Annotated in this window: 20 protein-coding genes and 2 pseudogenes; 11 read left to right on the forward strand and 11 right to left on the reverse strand. The window is 68.0% G+C overall.

Annotation, left to right across the window (positions count from 1 at the left end; genetic code table 11):
• Window positions 1–59: 59 nt before the first annotated feature.
• Together ACSGDB_RS04610 and ACSGDB_RS04615 are read left to right on the forward strand one after the other, a co-directional pair.
• A pseudogene (locus ACSGDB_RS04610) lies at window positions 60–227 on the forward strand (DivIVA domain-containing protein); the annotation flags it as partial.
• 98 nt (window positions 228–325) lie between these two features.
• Window positions 326–2224, forward strand: coding sequence for an alpha-amylase family protein (locus tag ACSGDB_RS04615; RefSeq protein ID WP_434993221.1), 1899 nt, complete (start codon window positions 326–328; stop codon window positions 2222–2224).
• A gap of 22 nt (window positions 2225–2246) precedes the next feature.
• Here ACSGDB_RS04615 and ACSGDB_RS04620 read toward each other — a convergent pair whose 3' ends face one another.
• Window positions 2247–3065: a shikimate 5-dehydrogenase gene (locus tag ACSGDB_RS04620; RefSeq protein ID WP_434993222.1), complete on the reverse strand. Its 819-nt coding sequence runs from the start codon at window positions 3063–3065 to the stop codon at window positions 2247–2249.
• Between the two features lie 156 nt (window positions 3066–3221).
• Here ACSGDB_RS04620 and ACSGDB_RS04625 point away from each other — a divergent pair, with 156 nt between their 5' ends.
• Both ACSGDB_RS04625 and ACSGDB_RS04630 read left to right on the forward strand, forming a co-directional pair.
• A complete protein-coding gene (locus ACSGDB_RS04625) occupies window positions 3222–4361 on the forward strand; it encodes a glutamate--cysteine ligase (protein ID WP_434993224.1) in 1140 nt (379 codons plus the stop codon).
• A 163-nt stretch (window positions 4362–4524) separates the two neighbouring features.
• Entirely contained in the window at window positions 4525–5178 is a 654-nt protein-coding gene (locus ACSGDB_RS04630) for a hypothetical protein (protein ID WP_434993226.1), read from the forward strand.
• Window positions 5179–5407: 229 nt separating this feature from the next.
• On the opposite strand, the gene ACSGDB_RS04635 is transcribed toward ACSGDB_RS04630, so the two are convergent.
• Window positions 5408–5971: a dihydrofolate reductase family protein gene (locus ACSGDB_RS04635; protein ID WP_434993227.1), complete on the reverse strand. Its 564-nt coding sequence runs from the start codon at window positions 5969–5971 to the stop codon at window positions 5408–5410.
• Window positions 5972–6110: 139 nt separating this feature from the next.
• A complete protein-coding gene (locus tag ACSGDB_RS04640) occupies window positions 6111–6830 on the reverse strand; it encodes a hypothetical protein (protein ID WP_434993228.1) in 720 nt (239 codons plus the stop codon).
• A 129-nt stretch (window positions 6831–6959) separates the two neighbouring features.
• On the opposite strand from ACSGDB_RS04640, the gene ACSGDB_RS04645 reads away from it, so the two are divergent.
• Window positions 6960–7166 (forward strand): hypothetical protein, encoded by a 207-nt coding sequence (locus tag ACSGDB_RS04645; RefSeq protein ID WP_434993230.1) that lies wholly within the window; start codon window positions 6960–6962, stop codon window positions 7164–7166.
• Window positions 7167–7262: 96 nt separating this feature from the next.
• On the opposite strand, the gene ACSGDB_RS04650 is transcribed toward ACSGDB_RS04645, so the two are convergent.
• Window positions 7263–7922: an ANTAR domain-containing protein gene (locus tag ACSGDB_RS04650; RefSeq protein WP_434993232.1), complete on the reverse strand. Its 660-nt coding sequence runs from the start codon at window positions 7920–7922 to the stop codon at window positions 7263–7265.
• Window positions 7923–8055: 133 nt separating this feature from the next.
• Window positions 8056–8256 carry a putative glycolipid-binding domain-containing protein gene (locus tag ACSGDB_RS04655; protein WP_434993233.1) on the reverse strand — a complete coding sequence of 67 codons (201 nt, stop codon included), beginning with the start codon at window positions 8254–8256 and terminating at the stop codon, window positions 8056–8058.
• 254 nt (window positions 8257–8510) lie between these two features.
• Between ACSGDB_RS04655 and ACSGDB_RS04660 the strand changes: the two genes are divergently transcribed.
• The 5 genes and pseudogenes from ACSGDB_RS04660 to ACSGDB_RS04680 all read left to right on the forward strand — a co-directional run.
• Entirely contained in the window at window positions 8511–9008 is a 498-nt protein-coding gene (locus tag ACSGDB_RS04660) for a DUF2975 domain-containing protein (RefSeq protein ID WP_434993234.1), read from the forward strand.
• On the forward strand, window positions 9008–9274 hold the full coding sequence (locus tag ACSGDB_RS04665) for a helix-turn-helix domain-containing protein (protein ID WP_434993237.1): 267 nt from the start codon (window positions 9008–9010) through the stop codon (window positions 9272–9274). The genes ACSGDB_RS04660 and ACSGDB_RS04665 overlap by 1 nt, the downstream gene beginning before the upstream one ends.
• 25 nt (window positions 9275–9299) lie before the next feature.
• Complete coding sequence (locus ACSGDB_RS04670; protein WP_434993239.1) at window positions 9300–9467, forward strand: hypothetical protein; 168 nt, start codon at window positions 9300–9302, stop codon at window positions 9465–9467.
• Window positions 9468–9573: 106 nt separating this feature from the next.
• On the forward strand, window positions 9574–9849 hold the full coding sequence (locus ACSGDB_RS04675) for a universal stress protein (protein WP_434993241.1): 276 nt from the start codon (window positions 9574–9576) through the stop codon (window positions 9847–9849).
• Between the two features lie 32 nt (window positions 9850–9881).
• Window positions 9882–10133: pseudogene (locus ACSGDB_RS04680) on the forward strand (universal stress protein); the annotation flags it as partial.
• A gap of 111 nt (window positions 10134–10244) precedes the next feature.
• Here ACSGDB_RS04680 and ACSGDB_RS04685 read toward each other — a convergent pair.
• Genes ACSGDB_RS04685 through ACSGDB_RS04705 form a run of 5 tightly spaced genes read right to left on the reverse strand, consistent with a single transcriptional unit; the run spans window position 10245 to window position 16192 of the window.
• Window positions 10245–12281 carry a beta-galactosidase gene (locus tag ACSGDB_RS04685; protein ID WP_434993242.1) on the reverse strand — a complete coding sequence of 679 codons (2037 nt, stop codon included), beginning with the start codon at window positions 12279–12281 and terminating at the stop codon, window positions 10245–10247.
• A gap of 40 nt (window positions 12282–12321) precedes the next feature.
• The gene (locus ACSGDB_RS04690; protein WP_434993244.1) at window positions 12322–12963 is read right to left on the reverse strand and encodes a hypothetical protein; all 642 of its coding nucleotides are present in this window, start codon (window positions 12961–12963) and stop codon (window positions 12322–12324) included.
• On the reverse strand, window positions 12960–13880 hold the full coding sequence (locus tag ACSGDB_RS04695) for a carbohydrate ABC transporter permease (protein WP_434993246.1): 921 nt from the start codon (window positions 13878–13880) through the stop codon (window positions 12960–12962). The genes ACSGDB_RS04690 and ACSGDB_RS04695 overlap by 4 nt, the downstream gene beginning before the upstream one ends.
• A complete protein-coding gene (locus ACSGDB_RS04700; RefSeq protein WP_434993248.1) occupies window positions 13877–14860 on the reverse strand; it encodes a carbohydrate ABC transporter permease in 984 nt (327 codons plus the stop codon). Before ACSGDB_RS04700 ends, ACSGDB_RS04695 begins: the two co-directional genes overlap by 4 nt.
• Before the next feature lie 39 nt (window positions 14861–14899).
• Complete coding sequence (locus ACSGDB_RS04705) at window positions 14900–16192, reverse strand: ABC transporter substrate-binding protein (RefSeq protein WP_434993249.1); 1293 nt, start codon at window positions 16190–16192, stop codon at window positions 14900–14902.
• A gap of 161 nt (window positions 16193–16353) precedes the next feature.
• Here ACSGDB_RS04705 and ACSGDB_RS04710 point away from each other — a divergent pair, with 161 nt between their 5' ends.
• Window positions 16354–17361: an acetylxylan esterase gene (locus ACSGDB_RS04710; protein ID WP_434993252.1), complete on the forward strand. Its 1008-nt coding sequence runs from the start codon at window positions 16354–16356 to the stop codon at window positions 17359–17361.
• 150 nt (window positions 17362–17511) lie between these two features.
• On the opposite strand, the gene ACSGDB_RS04715 is transcribed toward ACSGDB_RS04710, so the two are convergent.
• Window positions 17512–20079: a rhamnogalacturonan lyase gene (locus ACSGDB_RS04715; protein ID WP_434993254.1), complete on the reverse strand. Its 2568-nt coding sequence runs from the start codon at window positions 20077–20079 to the stop codon at window positions 17512–17514.
• Window positions 20080–20087: the final 8 nt, after the last annotated feature.

Here is a 20087-nt window from a genome sequence, read left to right on the forward strand (position 1 = left end):
CGGGACAGTACCGATCACGCTGCTATTCTTGCGGCTACCCTTCAAGAGATCGGAACAGTATGGCACTCACCTGTGAAGACGTAATTCGCGCCCGATTCACTCCGACTAAGTTCAGGGCAGGGTATTCCCAGGACGAGGTCGACGATTTCCTCGACAAAGTAGTGGTGGAACTTCGGCGACTGAACGACATCATCGCGGATCTCCAGGACGGCAAGGCGGCACCCGCCGACGACCGGAAGTAGACGGCCCGGCCCCTAGCATGCCTGGTCCAGGAACGACGGCGAGCGCCGCGGGCACCGGGACCGGTTACGCATAGGCTTGCAGGATGAGTTCCGCGCACTCCCTCCCCCAGGACCGCATCCGGGCCGAGCTGCCCGCAGCCCGCCGCCCGACGACGTCGGACGCGGACTGGCAGTCCTTCCAGGCGCGCTTCGATGCGGAGTTCCCGCGCCTGCAGGCGCTGTTCCACCGCATCTACGGTCCCGGGGCGGACGGCGAACTGCTGCAGGTCGCGCTCGATGCCGCGGCCTCGTGGCAGGACCGGCCGACGGACCTCAAGGCCCTCGACGCCTCGCGGGCCATGGCACCGGACTGGTTCCGGTCCCACCGGATGCTCGGCGGCGTCTGCTACGTGGACCTCTACGCCGGGGACCTCGCGGGGCTCCGCGCGCGCATCCCCTACTTCCGCGAGCTCGGCCTCACCTACCTGCACCTCATGCCCCTGTTCCGGGCGCCGGAGGAGAACTCCGACGGCGGCTACGCGGTCTCGAGCTACCGCGACGTGGACCCGTCGCTGGGCACCATGGAGGATCTCGCGGACCTCGCCCGGGAACTTCGGGAAGAGGGCATAGCCCTCGTGGTCGACTTCATCTTCAACCACACCTCGAACGAGCACGAATGGGCACGCAAAGCCGTCGCCGGCGACCCCGAATACGCGGACTTCTACCTGATCTACCCCGACCGGCAACTGCCGGACGCCTACGAGCGGACCGTCCGGGAGATCTTCCCCGACGACCACCCGGGCTCCTTCGTGCCGCTGGAGGACGGCCGGTGGGTGTGGGCCACGTTCCACTCCTTCCAGTGGGACCTCAACCACCGCAACCCGCGGGTGTTCAGGGCCATGGCCGGGGAGATGCTCTATCTCGCGAACCAAGGGGTGGGCATCATCCGCATGGATGCCGTCGCCTTCATCTGGAAGCAACTCGGCACCGCCTGCGAGAGCCTGCCCGAGGCGCACCTGCTGCTGCAGGCCTTCAACGCGGTGTGCCGCCTCGCCGCCCCCTCGCTGCTGTTCAAGTCGGAGGCGATCGTGCACCCGGACGAGGTGGTGCAGTACATCGACCGCGGCGAGTGCCAGCTGAGCTACAACCCGCTGCAGATGGCGCTCATCTGGAACTCGCTGGCCACGCGGGAGGTCTCCCTGCTCGCCCAGGCCCTCGAGCACCGGCACGACATCCCGGAGGGCACGGCCTGGGTCAACTACGTGCGCAGCCACGACGACATCGGCTGGACATTCTCCGACGAGGACGCCGCTCAACTCGGCATCAACGGCCACGACCACCGCCGGTTCCTCAACGCCTTCTACGTCGACCGCTTCCCGGACAGCTTCGCCCGGGGCGTGCCCTTCCAGGACAACCCCCGCACCGGGGACTGCAGGATCTCCGGCACCACCGCGTCCCTCGCCGGACTGGAGGCACACGACGACGCCGGCGTCGCGCGGGTCCTCCTCGCGCATTCGATCATCCTCAGCACCGGCGGCATCCCGCTGCTGTACCTCGGCGACGAGGTGGGCCAGCTCAACGACTACGCCTACGCCGCTGATCCCGCGAAGGCCGGGGACAGCCGCTGGGTGGGCCGGCCCTCCTACCCCGCGGACCGCTACGCGGCGCGGACGGACCCGACCACGGACGCCGGGGCGATCTTCGCCGGACTCACCCGGCTCATCGGGGTGCGCCGGCAGGCACCGGAGTTCGCCGGCGGACGCCTCGTACCGTTCCACACGAACAACCCGCACGTCCTCGGCTACCAGCGGCCCGGCCTGCTCGACGGCGAGGAATCCACCGTCGTCGTGTTCGCGAACTTCGCGGAGACCCCGCAGGACCTGGACGCCCGGACGCTCTCGGGCCTGCCGGAGAGCGCCGTGGACCTCATCAGCGGCCGGCCCGAGCTGCTGCGGGCGGGCATCACCCTCGAGCCGCTCGGGGTCCGGTGGTACCGGATCTGACGTCCGGCCGGCCCCGGGGCCCTCAGCCCTCGCGGCGGGAGAACTCCCCCGCCGCGCGGACCTGCTCCGGCGTCGGCCGGATCCCCGTGTAGAGCACGAACTGCTCCTCGGCCTGCAGCGCGACGACCTCCGCGCCCGTGATGACCGGTCGACCCGCCGCGCGGGCGGCGAGGATCAGCGGCGTCTCCGAGGGCGAGGCGACGACGTCGAACACCACCTGCGCGGCGTCGATCGCCGTCTTCGGGAACGCGAGGGCATCGGCGTCGGCGCCTGTCATGCCCAGCGGGGTCACGTTGAGGAGCAGGTCCGCCGTCGAGTCCCCCACCTCCGGCTGCCAGTCGAAGCCGTACAGCCCGGCGAGCGCCCGGCCGGTGCGTTCGTTGCGGGCGACGACGGTGACCCGCGAGAAGCCGGAATCCCTCAGGGCGGCGACGACGGCCTTCGCCATGCCCCCGGAACCCCGCACGAGGACCGAGTGCGTCACCGGCACGGCATGCTCGCGCAGGAGCCGCTCGATCGCGAGGTAGTCGGTGTTGTAGGCGGTGAGGACGCCGTCGTCGTTCACGATGGTGTTGACGGAGTCGATGGCCTGCGCGGAGGGGTCGAGGTGGTCCACGAGGGCGATGACGTCCTCCTTGAACGGCATCGAGACGGCGCACCCACGGATGCCGAGGCCGCGCAGGCCCGCGATGGCCGAGGGCAGGTCGGTGGTGGTGAACGCCTTGTAGATGTAGTTCAGCCCCAGCTCCTCGTAGAGGTAGTTGTGGAAGCGCGTGCCGATGTTGCTGGGCCGCGCGGCCAGGGAGATGCAGAGGGTCATGTCTTTGTTCAGGATGGGCACCTCCCCATCATCCCAGCAGCACCCGGGGGTGCGGCCCCGAACCGCCGCCCTGCGGCCGGGTGGCAGGCACTAATATTGGGACGAGTCTCCCCGCGACGGCGCGTGGTCGAGGCACCGTGTCACACTCCCTTCCCGCACCGCCCCAGGAGCAAGCCCTTGAAGATCGACTTCGCGCAGTCAGCCCAGTCCACGCTCGGCGTCGAATGGGAACTGGCGCTCGTGGACCGCTACAACGGCGAACTCGTCTCCGTGGCGGGCGAGGTGCTGCGGGGGGTCAGCGCGAACCACCCCGAGCTGCAGGACGACGACGAGCACCCGCACATCAAGCAGGAGCTGCTCCTCAACACGGTGGAACTCGTGACGGGCGTCTGCACCTCGGTCGGGGAGGCCAAGGCGGATCTGGCCCGCTCCCTCGCCGCCGTCCGTGAGGTCACCGATCCGATGGGCGTCGAACTCTTCTGCGCCGGCTCGCACCCCTTCAGTGCCCCGAAGGCCCAGCAGGTCACGGACCGGGAGCGGTACGCGAAGCTGATCGACCGCACGCAGTGGTGGGGTCGCCAGATGGTCATCTACGGGGTGCACGTGCATGTGGGGCTCGATTCCCGGGACAAGGCGCTGCCTGTGGTGGACGGCCTGACCAATTACTTCCCGCACTTCCAGGCGCTGTCGGCGTCGTCGCCGTTCTGGGGCGGCGAGGACACTGGCTACGCCTCCCAGCGGTCCCTCATGTTCCAGCAGCTGCCCACCGCGGGCCTGCCCTTCCACTTCGACGACTGGGCTGCCTACGAGTCCTACGTCCAGGACATGTTCACCACCGGGGTGATCGACTCCGTCAGTGAGATCCGGTGGGACATCCGGCCGGTCGGGAACCTCGGCACGGTGGAGATGCGCGTGTGCGACGGCCTCTCGACCCTGCAGGACGTCGGTGCGGTGGCCGCCCTCACCCAGTGCCTCGTCCAGGAGTTCTCCGAGACCCTCGACGCCGGCGGGACCATTCCCACCATGCCGCCGTGGCATATCCAGGAGAACAAGTGGCGGGCGGCCCGCTACGGCCTGGACGCGATCATCATCCTCGACGCCGCGGGCAACGAGCGGCTCGTCACCGACCACCTGGTCGACGTCCTGGACCGCCTCGAGCCGATCGCCGCGAAGCTCGGCTGCAGCAGCGAACTCGCGGACGTCGAGGCGATCCTCCGACGCGGTGCCGGGTACCAGCGCCAGCGCAAGGTCGCGGCGGAGCACGACGGCGACCTCCGCGCCGTCGTCCTCGACATGGTGCAGCAGCTGCGCGAGTAGCGACTACAGTCATCGCGATTCAGCCCTGAGTCCCGTGTGTCTCCACTCGATACAGCACATAGTGAGTCATAAGCCGTTTTCCGACGTATTCCATTGTGATCTGGTTTACTGGTCCCATTGCTGTCCATGGAGGATCGCACGGGGGGAGATCATTGTGACCGTAATGCCTGCTTTGAGCGGGTTCGCGCTGGCAGCAGCCGTACTCTTGAACGCTTCGACGGCTGCAGTAGCCGCGCCGGCTGAGCCTTTTCAAAAGCTTGTTCCCTTCGACCAGGCGACAATCATCGATCGCAACAGCGTTACCGAGGCGGTAGGTGGTCTACTCACGGCGGATGGCACCAACCTGTGTGCTATCAACCCCTATGAGATCGCTTATTCCGACGGCACATATCCCTGCTTCGCTGATTCCGGCAATTTCGGCACTCCCGGCATTCCCTATGCACCTGACCCGCCCCGCCTTGTTCCCTTCGACCGGGCTACTGTCATCGACCCGACCAACGTGAGAATCGTGCCGGGCGGTGTCATAGCCGCTGATGGAACCGATCTGTGCACGGATAATCCCGGCAGCATTGTCTTCCCTGATGGCCGATACCCCTGCTTCATCAACTTCGGCAAGACCCATGGCGCTGATCCGATACCGGAGGACGGTGGCAACGAGACGCCACAGGTGGGGGAACTACCGGTAGGGGGCGTTGATACCGGGGTGCAAAGCCCCGCGCACCGTGGCACCAGCACCCTTTCCGGCGCAGGCCTGCTCGGCATGGTGGTCATCGCCATCGGAACAGCGATCGGGATGCAGGCGCGATCTCGCCACTGAACTCGCGCCTCAAAAGAGCCGGAGCCCCTGATGCCGGGACTTCCGGTTACACGCCGATCCGAGCGATCCATGCGGGTACGCGCATTCCCGCACGGGCTCGCTGACCTTTGATCGTGCGAGTGTGAGGTTCGACGACGTCATGGACCACCGACGTCGGCGCTTCGGGGAAGCTACTCTCTCGCCAGCGGCACGCTGGGGTCACAGGATTACCGAATCGGTGCAGGGATCCTCAGCGCCTTGTTTCGTAGCGGGTCAGGAGCACGCCGTGGGGAAACGCCCGGGTCTCCACCAGGTCCAGACTTACCCAGCCGTCAAGGGATGTGAAGAACGGTGTGCCGCCGCCCACCAGGACGGGGTGGGTGAGGAGCACGTACTCGTCGATCAGCCCGGCCCGCATCGCCGATGCGGCGAGGGTGGCGCCGCAGATATCCATGGGGCCGCCGTCGTCGGCCTTGAGCCGGGTGATCTCGGCGACCGCGTCCCCGGTGATCAGGCGGGCGTTCCAGTCGACCGCGGTGGTCCCCGCCGAGAACACCAGCTTCGGCATCTCCTGCCAGCGGTGGGCGTACTGGATGTGCGCCGGAGTAACACCGGGCTGCTGGTCCGCCGTCGACCAGTGCGAGCTCATGGCCTCCCACAGTTTCCGCCCGTACAGTGCCAGTTCCGTCGCCTCGACCCGGTCTGACCACCACTGGAACAGCTCGTCGTCGGGCACGCTCCAGCCGAGGTCGCCGCCAGGCGCGGCGGTGTAGCCGTCAAGGCTCAAGTTCATGGCGAAGGTCAGTTTCCGCATGGCGCCAGTGTCCCGCGGTCGGGCGCCGGCGTACAGGGCGTCATGTCCCGACGACGCTACCGACGGACAGTGCGGGGAGGCGGCACAAGCACCGTCACCGATCGGACGGAAGGCCCGTCGGCGTCCGGCACGGGAAGACTCAAGAACCGGCAGGTTCGAGCGCCCGGGCGGCGAGTTCTGCCAGGTGGTCCTGCAGGATGCCGTCGGGCTCGACGGCACTCGTGGATTGCGCGGACACGATGACGCCATTGCCGCGGGCCGTGACGGCAAGCGTATGGACGGGCTCCTCTGCTCCCTCCTCCTCGGCGGTCGTGAGAAGGGCGTAAGCCTCCTCACCGATGAGGTCCTGCGGTAGTTCATGCGATATGAGGGTCGTCGTCGTTCCGCCGACAGTAAGTGCCAGCGGTGAGCACCCTGCCAGTCGCTCGCGATCGGCGGAGAATATCCGGCTGACGGATTCCTGGGCGGAGTCATCGAGGATCACCAGCAACAGAACGCCACCGGCGTCATCCGCTTCACCCGTTCCCATCACTCCTGCCGTCGCTTTCGTCCGGGCCACGGCCAGACCGTCGGCGACCATACCGATGCATTCAGCGGGTCTGATATCCGCGCCCTCGAAGAACTTCTCGGTCGCTTCCACGCCGACCTCCGCATCCTCCGGGGAGACGATCCGCAACGGACTGCCGAACACGTCCGTCAAACGGGAGACCCGCGCCTCGAGCTCCACTTTCCTGGAGCCATCCGCTACCGGAGCAGAAGCCGCCGGGGAGACCGGGGCATCGCCGGAGGCAGCACCGCAGCCGGTAAGGAGCAGCGCTGCTCCGATGCCACAGGATGCGAGCAGAGCCAATTTCACCATTCAGTCCCCCAACCCGGATGCGGCAGTCTGCTCGCACAAGGAAAACAGTAGAGGAGCGAGGCACCGCGCGCATCGCGGTTCTGGCCGGTGGTCTGGCTTGCCTATCGGCTCCTACATTTCGCTGTCGCTATGCTGGTGCTCCCGGCATCCTTCACCGTCGCGTGGATCAGCACGGCGGCCGCGGCGGACGTGACCGGGCTCTGGTTGGTGGGCGCTGTTCTCGTCGCCGTCGGCAGCGTGACGGGAGCGGCTCTGATGCTCGGCATGGCTGCCGCCGTCGATGCCACGCGCCGGCGACAACGTGCCTCCGCGGCGGACGCTGCGCCCCACCCCTAGGAACGACGACCGCCGGGGCTGGACGTGCGGTAGCGGCGGTTGCGGGGCGCAGCAGCGAAATCAGGTTTCCCGCGGTGGCAGCAGGAGGCGGGCGGGTCAGATCGACTCGACGACCGCCCGGGCATCGGTGAACGCACGGGCATTGCCGGCGCCGATGCCGGCTGCCCGCTCCACGAGGTTCCGGGCGATGTCGCTGACCTTCCGGTTCGTGTCCTGGCTGTGCTGGCTGAGAAGGCGGAAGGCCTGATCGGCGGTCACACCGGTCTGTCCCATCAGGATCCCCTTGGCCTGCTCGATCACGCCGCGCGCCGCCGCTGACGCTGCCACCGCTTCCCGGGCGAATCGGTCGGAATCGGTACGGACCGGCTCGGAGACATCGACCATGATGCCCCACACACCGACAACGCCCCCGTCCTGGAGGATCTGATCCCCCACGATCAGCACCTGACGCTGCGCCCCCTGCGCATTCTGCAACGTGAGATAGGTGGACAGGGGCCCGCCGAACGTCCGGACCTCATGCCAGTACGCGGCCGCCTGATCGCGCACCCCGTCCGGGAAGTGGCTGAGCCCGACCTCCAGGGAGGGCGAGATCTGGCCTGGTTCATAGCCGTGAAGAGCGAACATCTCGTCCGACCAATGGAAGCTGTCCGTATCGAAGTAGTACTCGAACGTCCCGGTAGGAGCGGTGTCGAAGAACCGTGACCGGGCATCGGCGCCCGGGATCGTGGAAGAAGCCTCATCGGAAGGCGTCGGCATGTGCGGTAGCACCCATTCGTCGCGTGCCTGTACGGTGCTGGCTGCATAACACCGTTCAGCAGAATCCTAGCAACCATGAACCGGCAGGGCGGTCCGGTCGCCGGCCGACCGTGGCGGGCACGAGCGAACCGGGCTATCCGATCCGGACCCTGCGGGCCAGATGCGGGGAGTCGACCACGAAGCCGTTCGCGTCGACGGTCAGCTCGGCGGTGAAATCGCCGCCAAGGCTCGCATAGCGGACGGTACCCGGTGTCACCGCTCCGGCGGTCCCATAGACCTGGTCACTGCGGAGCACCCGCAGGGACGGCGTCACCGAGACACCGTGAGCGCTCATGCTGTCCTGAGCAAGGGAGACGGATGCATGGTCGATGCGGTCCGGGTCGTCGGTCCCCCGCTAGGTCAGCGATGAAGGCATCATCCCAGCATGCTGTGGCGCCTGCAGGGCGGCAATACTGGCTGGTTCGCCCGTGCCCGACTCGACCCTGCGGGGCCTCGACCCGATGACTGCCGGCCTGAATCAATCGGCATACTTCCCATTTCTATTGATTGGCGATACTTTGACGTCACCGTTCGGACGAAGGAGATGTCATGGGAAGACTGACGGTGGCTGCACTGCGGGTGGTCCTGGCGATGATGTTCGCAGGGTCGATCTTCATTCAGGTGGCGGTGCTCTCCCTGCTCGCGCGGGATATCGGGGAGGCGGATCCCGACGTCGCGATGATCGTCCTGCCCATGGTGGTCCTGACCGTCCTGGCGATCCTCGCGGGCCAGGTAGCGGTGGTCTGCGTCTGGGGGCTGCTGACGATGGCACGGCGAGGAACGGTGTTCTCGACCGGCGCTTTCCGCCTGGTCCACCTTGTGATCGGTGCTTTCGCCGTCGCGTCGCTGCTGACCTTCGGGCTCGGCGTGGCACTCGCCCCCGGGGAGGCGGTTGCACCCGGCGTCGTTCTGCTGATCGGAGGGGTCGCGGTCATGCTGGCGGCCGTCGCACTGATCGTCCTGGTGTTGAAGGCGCTGCTGGCGCAGGCCGTGGCGCGCGATGCCGAAGCGCGTGACCTCCGCACCGAGCTCGACGAGGTGATCTGATGCCCATCGTCGTGCGCATCGACGTGGAGCTGGCCCGACGGAAGATGAGCGTCGGGGAGTTCGCCGATCGGGTCGGCCTGACGCCGGCAAACGTAGCCGTCCTCAAGAACGGGCGCGCCAAAGCGGTCCGGTTCAGCACACTGGAAGCCATGTGCCGGGTCCTCGACTGCCAGCCGGGTGACCTTCTCGAATGGGTCGACGAGGTGACGGTGGACGGTCTCTCGCAGTCGGCCTCGCGGGCCGTCCGGGGCACTGAGCCTTCATGACGCGCTATCCGGTGGAGGACCGGACATGACGAGGCTGGTGCCGATACTGCTGGTGACGGTCGGGATCGCCCTCGTGGTCGGACAGGTCCATGCAGAGAGTGAACCCGGCGCCATTCCACTGGCCCTGATCGTGCTCGGTCTTGGCGCGCACGCCATGATGCGCGCTCGACATCGCCGGATCGAAGGCCGGTGAGCACCGACGCCGATTCCGGAACGAGCCCTTCGCCCCTTCCTGTAGGCGGACGAATCGCGTCAGGATCGGGTCCCCGGTCTCCGACCAGCATAGGGAGTCACCATGGATGCGGCCTCTGACCCACCCCGCCCGGCAACCTGGACCGGGACTTCGGTGTGAGTACCACCGTGACTCCTGGAAGCCGATCATCGTTGGCCATGACGGATCCGAAACCTCGCGACGAGCAGTCCTGTGGGCTGTCCACCATGCCGCTGCAACCGAGCTCTCCTTGGTCGTCCTGCATTTCTGGATGAACATGTTCCACCCGAAGGAGCTCGGCTATGTTCCCGATGCCAGGGACGATGCCCGGCGGCCAGCGCCTCCTGCCCGATCGCCGTGGTGAGCAGGGACCGACCGCGGAGAAGGGGCATCCTCGTGGCCCTCGACGGGTCGCCCGAGAGCATCAAGGCCCTGCACGTGGCCGCGGACATGGCACGGGCGCGATACGTTCCCGTGCAGCTGCTTCATGTCCGGCCCTACAGCAGATACGCCATCACGCGACCACCCGTCTCGGCGTCGAAGCACGATCCGGTGATCGAACAGGCCCTGGACCTCCTGCCCGAAGACGTCGTCGTCGTCGTCGAAGACTCGATCGCAGGCCCTACCGTGCCGCGGATCATCGTTCTCCATGCGCGGAGCGCTCCTGCGTGGTGCTCGGGGCCAGGGGACGCAATACCCTCGTTGCCCGGCTCGGCTCCACTGTGCACGCGGTCCTGCACTACGCCCAGGGGACCACCGTCATCGTCCGGTGAGGAAGCGGTCGTCCTCCGCAGACCGCTGCCCCGTGCCCCCCACCGGCGTGTCAGCGGTGAGCACCAGGGCATAGCCGAACGGCTGCAGGATGACACCCCGGACGTCACCGCTACCGAGCGCATCCTCCCCCTGCACGTCGATTGCGACCGTCGCGTCGCCGTGGTTGATGAGCGTCAGCAACGGCCCGCGGCGGATGGCCTCCACCATCGGCGGCAGACCCGGATGCACCGGTTCCGCGCCGGCCGCCGCGAACAGGTGGTCGAGGACCTGCCGCGCGCCGTCGTCATCGGGCACGGTGGCGAGGTAGTACGCCGACCCGGCGCCGTGGGCTCGCGCGGTCAGTGCCGGCCGACCATGCTGGCGCCCGCCCTCGAACCGCGCCAGGACCCGGGCGTCGACGGCATGGGCCTCCTCGGCGAGGATCGACCCGACGAACGCGAAGCCCGGGCCCGCGACCGGCGCCTGCTGCTCGCCCGGACCCTCGGAACCGGCATCCGCGAGCGCCCCGAAGTCCTCCACGGCAACACCCAGCAGGTGCCTGAGCTGCGTGCCGAAACCGCCGGGGCGGAAGCGGTCGTACTCGTCGACCACATCGCTGAACGCGGTGACGAGCAGATGCCCGCCCTGCTCCACGAAGCCGGCCAGATTCGCGGCGGCCGGTTCCGTGAGGAGGTACAGGTGCGGGGCGAGGACCACGGCATAGGGCGAGAGGTCCGCCGTCGGCGGGAGGATGTCCACCTGCACGTGCAGGCGGTGGGCGGCGTCGTACCAGCCGCGCACCAGGGACAGGTAGTCGAGCGAGGTGGGGTGGTCGGGGTTCTCGATGGCCCACCAGTTCTCCCAGTCGAACAGGAGCGCGACCCGGGCGGCGCCGTCGTCGGCCGGCAGGTCCGGCAGCAGGCCGAGGGCATCGCCGAGGGATACGACCTCGCGCCACGTGCGGGTCTCCGTGCCCGCGTGCGGGAGCATGGCGGAGTGGAACTTCTCCGCTCCGGCCCTGGACTGCCGCCACTGGAAGAACAGGATGGCGTCCGCCCCCCGGGCCACGGCCTGCATGCTCTGCGCGGCGAGCTGGCCCGGTGCCTTCGGGGCGTTGGTGGGCCGCCAGTTCACCGCGTTGGTGGCCTGCTCCATGAGGAGCCATGGCGTCCCGGGCTTGAGCGAGCGCATCAGGTCGCCGTGGAACGCACCCTCCCGGAAACCCTCCGGATCGTTGGGATCCGGGTAGAGGTCGTCGCTGATGACGTCGAGTTCCTCGGCCCACCGGGCGTAGTCCGCGGGTTTGAACGCGCCCATGAAGTTGGTGGTGATGGGCTGGAGGGCCCCGGCCGCACGGATGATGTCGCGCTCCATCCGGTAGCACTCCAGGAGCATGTCCGAGGTGAACCGCCGGTAGTCCAGCAGCTGCCCCGGGTTGTGGCTGTAGGGGGCGTGCCGGGGCGGGAAGACCTCGGCGAAGGACCCGTAGCGCTGCGACCAGAACATGGTGCCCCAGGCCTCGTTCACGGCGTCGATCGACCCGTAGCGGTGGGCCAGCCAGGCCCGGAAGGCGTCGCGGGCGGCGTCGGAGTAGTCCACGGCGAGATGGCAGCCGTATTCGTTGTTCACATGCCAGAGCACGACGGCGGGATGCCCGGCATAGCGCTCGGCCAACCTCCGCACGAGTGCCGCAGCCAGTGACCGGTAGGCGGGCGACGACGGCGCGTAGTGCTGGCGGCTGCCGTGCCAGTAGGCGCTTCCGTGCTCGTCGGCGGCCAGCATCTCCGGATAGGCGATCGTCGCCCAGGGCGGGGGCGACGCCGTCGCCGTGGCGAGATCCACGGCGATCCCGGCGTCGTGCAGGAGGCCGATCACCCGGTCCAGCCAGTCGAAATCGAACGCGTGCTCCGAGGGCTGGATGCGTGCCCAGGCGAAGATCCCGAGGCTCACCATCGTCACGCCGGCCTCGCGCATGCGGGCCACGTCCTCGGGCCACACCTCCTCGGGCCACTGTTCCGGATTGTAGTCGGCGCCGTAGTGCAAGGGGTCTCCTTGGGGTTGGTGCGGAAGGTGGCAGCGCAGGTCAGGTGCGGGGCCGGCGCTCGCGCACCGACGTCGCGAAGGCCGCGAAGACGAGGCAGCCGACCCCGGGGATGATCAGGGGCGGCAGCTGCCAGGCCACCATCGCGGTGAGCACGACGGCGGCGACGAGCCAGAGGACGCCCGCGGGGTCCTCTCGCGCCTCGCGGAGCCACAGGCGTCCTGCCGCCCGCCAGGACCGGACGTCCTGCCAGCGAGCGGTGACCCCCGCCAGTCCTGCCAGGAGTCCCACGAGCAGGACGATCCCGGCGGCCAGGACGAGCTGCCAGCCCGGCAGGGACCGCGAACCGGCCACCACGATGTCGAGAAGGAGGAGCACGACGGCGGCGGCCACACCGAGGCCAACCAGCCATCCTGTCCGGAGCGCGGCCGCGAAGTCGGCGGCGAAGTGCCGGACGGTGGAGGCCTCCGCGCGCAGGAAACGGTGCAGATGCGCGGACCCGGCGGCAAGGGACGCCGGAATGGTGAGGATCCCGAGACCGCCCACGCAGCAGAGCACGCCCACCCAGAGAACCTCCCCGAACAGTGCGAACTTCGCCGTGCCGCCGGGCCAGCGCAGGGTACTGCCATCATGGACGGCGGCCTGCCGCCCGCGGTCGGCCGCATCGCGCCGGCGCGGGCTCATCCCTTCAGGCCCTGTGTGGCCACGCCGTCCACGAGGAAGCGCTGGAAGATGATGAAGAACAGCATCACCGGCAGCAGCGCCAGCACGGAGATCGCGATGGTCGCACCGTAGTCCGAGGTGCTCGTCTGGTCGTTGAAGATGCGCAGCGCGAGGGGCAGGGGATACTTGTCCGGCGAATTCAGATACAGCAGCGGCCCGAGGAAGTCGTTCCAGCTCCAGATGAACGCGAAGATCGACGACGTGATGAGGGCGGGCTTGATCAGCGGCAACGTGATCGAGAAGAAGATGCGGCCGTGGCCGCAGCCGTCGATGCGCGCCGCCTCGTCGAGTTCCCGCGGCAGGTTACGGATGAACTGCACCATGAGGAAGACGAAGAAGGCCTCCGTGGCCAGGAACTTGCCCGCCAGCAGCGGCCAGAAGGTGTCGATCAGCCCGAGGTTCCGGAAGATCACGTACTGCGGGATGATCAGCACATGGAACGGCAGCAGCAGGGTTCCGATCATCGCCGCGAAGAGGATCTTGCTGCCACGGAAGTTGATACGGGAGAAGGCGTAGGCCGCCATCGACGAGGAGATCACGGTGCCGATCACAGCGCCGATGCCCAGCAACAGCGAGTTGAGGAAGAACTTCCACGTGGGGATGCCGGCGATGCCCTGCATCACCTTGACAAAGTTGTCCAGGGTGGGGTTCTCGGGGAGGAACCCCTGGTTGCTGCCGAACTCGGAGTTCGGCTTCAGGGACGCCGAGACCATCCACAGGAGCGGATAGAGCACGATCGCCGTGAGGGCGACGATCCCCACGATCCAGAGCGCGGTGGGCAGGTGCCGACGCATCGGTCGACGTCGCAGCCGGGGCTGGATGCCACCGTCCGGCGCCTGTGGGACCGGGACGGCAGGGTTCGATTCGATGGTGGTCACTTGGAGTCTCCTGCGTAGTGGACCCAGCTCTTCGAGGTGCGGAAGAGGATGAGGGCGAGCACCCCCACGGCGAGCAGCAACACCCAGGCCATCGCGGAGGCGTAGCCCATCTGGTTGTTGGCGAATGCCCTGGTGTAGAGGTAGACGGTGTAGAAGTTCGTGGCGCCGCCGGGGCCGCCCGTCCCGGACCCGATGATGTATGCCGAGGCGAAGACCTGGAAGGCGTTGATCATCTCGAGCAGCAGGTTGAAGAAGATGACGGGCGAGAGCATGGGCACTGTGACGCTGAGGAACTTGCGCAGGGGGCTCGCACCGTCCACGGAGGCGGCCTCGTAGAGTTCGGCCGGGACGCCCTTGAGCCCGGCCAGGAAGATGACCATGGGAGCGCCGAACTGCCAGACCGCGAGCAGGATCATCATCGGCATGATCAGCGAGGGGTTCCCGATCCAGCCCCCGAGGTTGATGCCGAACAGGTTCAGCGCGCCGTCCACGGGGCCGTCCGTGGAGAACATGGCCCGCCAGACGATCGCGATGCTGACGCTGGCTCCGATCAGGCTCGGAGCATAGAACGCGGAGCGGAAGAACCCGGTGCCCTTCGCCCGGTAGTTCAGGAGCATGGCCACTGCGAGCGCCGCGGCGAGCTTGATGGGCGTACCCACCAGCACGTAGATGAGCGTGATCCGTACCGAGCCCCAGAACTTCTCGTCGTCGGCCATGCGGCTGAGGTTCTCGAGCCCGGTCCACTCGGGAGCGGTGAACAGGTTGTAGTCGGTGAAGGCGAGGTAGAGCGACGCCAGCATGGGGCCGAGCGTGAGTCCCACGAAGCCCAGGAGCCAGGGTGAGAGGAAGACGTACCCGGCCAGGGAGTCGCCGTGAGGGCGGCGGGGCCGGGGCCTGCCCGTCCGGCGGCTGTCCGCCGGACGGGCACCGGATGCGGCGGTGCGGGGTGACGCTGGCGCGTGCGCCGAGTCCGTGCTCACGATCTGACTCCTTCGTCCTGCTGGATACCTGACGTCCTGCTAGTTACCGAGCGTGACGGAGGCTTCGTCGAAGAACTGCTGCGCGGCGTCCTCGGGGGTCACGGTGCCCAGGCCGATCGACTTGCCGAGGTCCCAGAACGTCTGCTCGATGGCACCGAAGCCGGCCACGGGCGCTGCCGGGGCCTCGCCCATGCGGTCCTCGATGGAGTCGAGGTAGTCCTTGACGGCCTTGTCCGGTCCTTCGAGATTCGCTCCCTCGAGCTGCGTACCGGAGGCGGGGATGCCCAGCGTCGCTCCGAAGATCCCGCCCACCTCGGGGCTGTTGATGAGGAAGTCGACGAAGGCGGCCGCAGCCTCGGGGTGCTCGGTCGAGGCGGACGCCGCCTGCATGAGGCCCACCTTGCGGTAGAGGTCCTTCTCGTCCGGATTGCTGGTGGGCGGGGCGACGATGGTGATCTCCTCGGCACCGGAGTCACCGAGGTAGGTTCCGAGGAAGTTGCTCCAGCTCATCTCGCTGGTGGTCAGGCTGCCGCCGAACCCCGACACGGGGTTGATCTCCTCGAGCTTGCTCTGCGGCACCGTGACGGTCTCCCGGTTCTCCTGGCCCTCCGCCCAGTGCTCGGCGAGCTCCTCCTGGGTGAAATTGAGTTCGCCCTCCTCGGTGAAGAGCTGCCGTCCGTCCTGACGCAGCTTCAGCTCGAGGTCCTGGATGCGCTGTGTGGTGTCGGTACCGCCGTACACGTCGCCGCCGCCCGCCTCGGTGACGGACGCCATGTAGGCGTCGTAGTCGTCCCAGCTCGTGCCGCCCTCGTAGGGCTCGACGCCGGTCTCGGCCAGCAGGCCCGGATTCTGGAACACGGACCAGGCACTGTAGCCGGTGGGGATGGCGAACGTGCCGTCCTCGAGCGTACCGGTGGACAGCAGGCTCTCGTCGATGGCGTCGGTGGTGATCCCGTTGCCGAAGTAGTCCTCGAGGTTCAGCAGGAGGCCGTTGTCGCCGTACTGGCGGAGATAGGTGTAGTCGAACTGCATCACATCGGGAAGCCCGCCACCGGCGGCCTCCGTCTGACGCTTCTCCCAGTAGGAGGGGTAGTCGGTGAACGTGTCGTTGATCGTGATGTTCGGGTACTCCTCCTCGAACGCCGCGATGGCCTCGTCGTACCGAGCCGCACGATCGTCGTTGCCCCAGAACGTGTAGTTGAGCGTGATCTGCTCGTCGGTGTCGACGGCTGCGGGCTCGCCTCCGCCGCCACCGCATCCGGTGAGGACCAGTCCGGTGGCGGCCAGGGCCGCAACCCCTGTCAGCGTGCGTCGTGAGAGTGTGCGGAACATCGTTGTCCTCCTGGGAAACTTCGTTGTCAGCCATTGCGGGCGCCTTGGGAAAGCGTTATCCCACAGCGTAGATTGAATCGTATCAATGGTCAACAGCCTGCTCCGGGCAGAAGAGTTCGAACACTATCCTCGCTCATCCACTGCGTGAAAGGATGCACCTCATGCCCCATTTCGACCGCCCCCTGTCCGAGCTGCGCCGGTATCTGCCCGAGCGCGACGAACCCGCCGACTACGACGCCTTCTGGGACCGCACGCTGTCCGAACAGCGCAGGCATGCAGCCCCTCCCCTGGTCGAGGAGATCCGGGCGGGCTACTCCCAGTTGGTCACGGAGGACGTCACCTTCGCCGGCTACGGCGGGGATCCGATCAAGGCCTGGCTGCTGCGGCCTCGGCACCTCGCGGGCGAGCTCCCCACCGTCGTCACCTTCATCGGCTACGGCGGCGGGCGCGGGCTCCTCGGCGAATGGACCGCGTTACCCAGTGCCGGCATTGCACACTTCGTCATGGACCTCCGCGGCCAGGGCTCCGGCCACCGACCCGGTGACACGGCGGACGGCGCGTTCACGGGCCCGCACGCGGGCGGTTTCATGACGCTCGGCATCGAGAGTCCGGACACGTACTACTACCGGCGCCTCTTCGTCGACGCCGTGCACGCGGTCGAGGCCGCCCAGGCGCACCCCGCCGTCGACGCCGCCCGCGTGGTGGTCTCGGGCGGGAGCCAGGGCGGCGGGATCACCCTCGCCGCAGCAGCCCTTGTCCCACGGGTGAACGACACCCCGCCCGTCGGGGCCATCGTCGACGTACCGTTCCTCGCGCACATGCGGCACGCCACGGAAACGGTGGACACCGCCCCCTACTCCGAGATCGTGAGGTACCTGGGCACGCGCCGGAACGACATCGAGGGCGTCTTCAGGACCCTCAGCTACTTCGACGGCCTCAACTTCGCGGCGCGCAGCACCATCCCCGCGATGTTCTCCGTCGGACTGCTCGACGACGTCTGCCCGCCGTCGTGCGTCTTCGCGGCCCACAACCACTACGCGGGACCGAAGCGCATGAAGGTCTACCCCTACAACGGGCACGAGCAGGGCGGCGCCTTCCAGGACATCGAGCATCTGGGGTTCGTGCGCGAGCTGCTCGCCCTCGAGCAGGACGACCTCGTGCGCCCGTGAGCCGACACGCGAGGGCCGGTACACGGGGCCCTCGTTCCGACCGAAGGCCGGGCGGCCGCGCCGGGCATCCGGCCCGCGTCGGGCACAGGACCGGCAGGATCCCACGCCCGTCCGCGTGTGATCCTGCCGGGGATTCCGGTCTCGAGGCTGCTACCTCAGCATGGTGAGGATGGCCGATCCGGCGTGGCCGAGCTGGTCCCGGGCCGAGTCCGTCACCGTGCCGGGCTTGTTCCGTCCGAGCCGGTCCACGAACTTCTCCACCGCCCGCGCCGCGGTGCCGGCCTGGTCCCGCTCGATCGCCCGCTGTGCCTGCTCGAGGGACGACCGCAACTGCTGTGCCGCGGGGCCGGAGACGCCGCCTGAGCCGACGAGCTGCTCGAGCTGCCGTTGCAGGGCGGGAAGCGCACCGGGGAGGAATGCGTTCGGTACGGGCACCTGGGTGAAGTCGGTGTCCGCGGCCAGGTAGAACCCCGTGTAGGCGGGCTGGTTGTACGCGGTGTTCTGCCGGGCGGTCTCCGCGCGGTACTGCGGATCGTGCATCAGCGTGTACAGCTTGCGGTCGGTCACCTCGGTGCTGGTGAAGATACGGATGGCCGAGCTGTCGGTGGTCCGCACGAGCATCTCCTCCCGCCAGTCGCCGAACACGTCCGCGACGAGCGACGGATTACCCTTGGTCCCGTTGTTCGTCCTCGTGCCGGTGGCGGTCAGCAGGCGCCCTCGCTGCGCGTCATCGATCCTGACGTCCTGGTTCCCCGAACCGTTGACGATCTGCGTGGAGCCGTCCGCCGCCCATCGGATGCTCATGTTCGTGCCCGGCCCGTTGCCGGGAAGCAGATCCCCGCCCGCAGAACGGAGCCCGACGGCCCAGTTCTCCAGCCCTCGAACCGCCGGATCGATGTCGCCGATCATCCCGCGGCCGGTGTCCTTGCCCGTGTAGCCGCCGAAGAGCACTTTCCCGTCGGCGGCGTCGCGCATCACCCATCCGTACGGCGCATACGCTCCGCCCTCGTGGACGGAGAAGATCTCGAGGCCGGGCCGGTCGGGATCGATATCGGCCACGTGCATGGCGTCACCGTGCCCGAGCTTCGCCTCGGTACCGGGCGCGGCGCTGCCGGCCGGAAGGGTGTCGAAGGAGCTGTAGAGCAGCGACCCGTCGTCGTCGATCGTCGCGCTTCCGTAGACGATCTCGTGCTTGCCGTCGCCGTCCACATCGGCTGCGCTCAGGGAGTGGAATCCCTGCCCGGCGAGCGTTCCGAACTCCTCACTGGAGCCCGTCCCGCCGTGCGGGCCGTCGTTGAAGGGGTTGGTCATGGGGACGTGCCCCGAGTCCACGTTCCAGTCCTGCGTCAGCCGGCTGCCGTCCCAGCTGTAGGCCACGATCGTGGCCCGCGTGTAGTAGCCGCGGGCGAAGACGGCCGAGGGGTTCTCGCCGTCGAGGTAGGCCACGCCGGCGAGGAAACGGTCCACCCTGTTGCCCGGCTCGATGCGCGCCATGGCGTAGTCGCCCCACAGCAGGCCGTCGTCCCCGCGTCCCGGCTCGTACGGGACCGTCTCGAGCTCGCGTCCCGTCTCGCCGTCGAACACGCTGAGGTATTCGGGACCGTCCACCACGAAGCCCTCGAACCCCCTGAGGTTGTTGCGGGCGCTCCGCGACGGGGCGTACTCGTCCACGAAGTAGTCCGCCATGGCGCGGGCATCGGCCTCGGTCAGCGGATACTCGTACCGCCGTTCGATCCCGAATGCCTCCTCGAGGGTGGTGGGCCAGTTTCCGGCGACCACTTCCGGATGATCCTGCCACCCCTGGAACATGTCGACGACGTGCTCGAAGTAGTCGTCCGCGCTCAGGCGGTAGTCGTCGGAGTGCTGCACTCCGGCGGCGACGTCGGACTCCGGCAGGGTCACGTACTCCTCCGCGACCACCTCTCCGCCCGGGCCGTAGGTGGTGGTCTTCGTGCCGGGCGCCGTCTTCATCATCATCTCCGAGCGGCCGTCACCGTCGAAGTCCGAGACCATGAACTGCGTGTAGTGCGCGCCCGATCGGATGTTGACACCCAGATCCACGCGATTGAGGAGGCGACCGTCGAGCGTGTAGGTGTCGATGAAGGTGTTTCCCGTGTAGCCGACCTGCGAGACGTCCTTCGAGTTCGACGGATCCCACTTGACGACGAATTCGTAAGAGCCGTCGCCGGTGACGTCACCGACGCTCATGTCGTTGGCCGCGTAGGTGTAGGGCTCCCCCGCCGGAGTGACGCCGTCGGCCGGTTTGACCAGGGGCAGATCGATGGAGGCCTGCGCCCATGGCGAGGTCTCCGCGCTGCGTTCCACCTCCACGCCATCGACGACGGTGCCGATGCTGTACCCGGCGGCGGGTGCCCCGGTGCCGCCGGCCGCGGAGGTGTCGAGGTAGTTCGTGCTGTCCGTGACGGTGGCGATGGGTTCCCCGTCGCGATACACCGTGAAGTCCGCACCGGTGAGCCCTGCGGCCGTCGCTCCGGTGGCGTCGGTGGCCAGGAATCGCCAGCTGAGGAAGACGCCCTCCGGGGTGGCGGCGGCGACGACGCCACGGTCGAGGTACTCGAGCTGGACTCCCCCGATCGGCGCCGCGTTGGCCGTGCCCTGGGCCATCGCCGGGACGGACAGTCCCGAGAGTGTGAGGAGTGCGCCGGTGGCGAGTGCCACGCAGGCGGAGGTTGCTGTTTTCTGTGCCGAACTCATCATTGAATCCC

Origin of the sequence: Arthrobacter sp. Ld5 (assembly GCF_051172775.1) — a bacterium.
GTDB lineage: Bacteria > Actinomycetota > Actinomycetes > Actinomycetales > Micrococcaceae > Arthrobacter_D.

Bases quoted from the DNA above. Each gene is read 5' to 3' on its own strand.
- ACSGDB_RS04715 (WP_434993254.1), bottom strand. From the start codon at position 20,079: ATGATGAGTTCGGCACAGAAAACAGCAACCTCCGCCTGCGTGGCACTC.
- ACSGDB_RS04635 (WP_434993227.1), bottom strand. From the start codon at position 5,971: ATGCGGAAACTGACCTTCGCCATGAACTTGAGCCTTGACGGCTACACC.
- ACSGDB_RS04655 (WP_434993233.1), bottom strand. From the start codon at position 8,256: ATGAGCGCTCACGGTGTCTCGGTGACGCCGTCCCTGCGGGTGCTCCGC.
- ACSGDB_RS04630 (WP_434993226.1), top strand. From the start codon at position 4,525: ATGCCTGCTTTGAGCGGGTTCGCGCTGGCAGCAGCCGTACTCTTGAAC.
- ACSGDB_RS04675 (WP_434993241.1), top strand. From the start codon at position 9,574: ATGCGGCCTCTGACCCACCCCGCCCGGCAACCTGGACCGGGACTTCGG.
- ACSGDB_RS04670 (WP_434993239.1), top strand. From the start codon at position 9,300: ATGACGAGGCTGGTGCCGATACTGCTGGTGACGGTCGGGATCGCCCTC.
- ACSGDB_RS04660 (WP_434993234.1), top strand. From the start codon at position 8,511: ATGGGAAGACTGACGGTGGCTGCACTGCGGGTGGTCCTGGCGATGATG.
- ACSGDB_RS04710 (WP_434993252.1), top strand. From the start codon at position 16,354: ATGCCCCATTTCGACCGCCCCCTGTCCGAGCTGCGCCGGTATCTGCCC.
- ACSGDB_RS04645 (WP_434993230.1), top strand. From the start codon at position 6,960: ATGCTGGTGCTCCCGGCATCCTTCACCGTCGCGTGGATCAGCACGGCG.
- ACSGDB_RS04650 (WP_434993232.1), bottom strand. From the start codon at position 7,922: ATGCCGACGCCTTCCGATGAGGCTTCTTCCACGATCCCGGGCGCCGAT.
- ACSGDB_RS04615 (WP_434993221.1), top strand. From the start codon at position 326: ATGAGTTCCGCGCACTCCCTCCCCCAGGACCGCATCCGGGCCGAGCTG.
- ACSGDB_RS04690 (WP_434993244.1), bottom strand. From the start codon at position 12,963: ATGAGCCCGCGCCGGCGCGATGCGGCCGACCGCGGGCGGCAGGCCGCC.
- ACSGDB_RS04705 (WP_434993249.1), bottom strand. From the start codon at position 16,192: ATGTTCCGCACACTCTCACGACGCACGCTGACAGGGGTTGCGGCCCTG.
- ACSGDB_RS04665 (WP_434993237.1), top strand. From the start codon at position 9,008: ATGCCCATCGTCGTGCGCATCGACGTGGAGCTGGCCCGACGGAAGATG.
- ACSGDB_RS04640 (WP_434993228.1), bottom strand. From the start codon at position 6,830: ATGGTGAAATTGGCTCTGCTCGCATCCTGTGGCATCGGAGCAGCGCTG.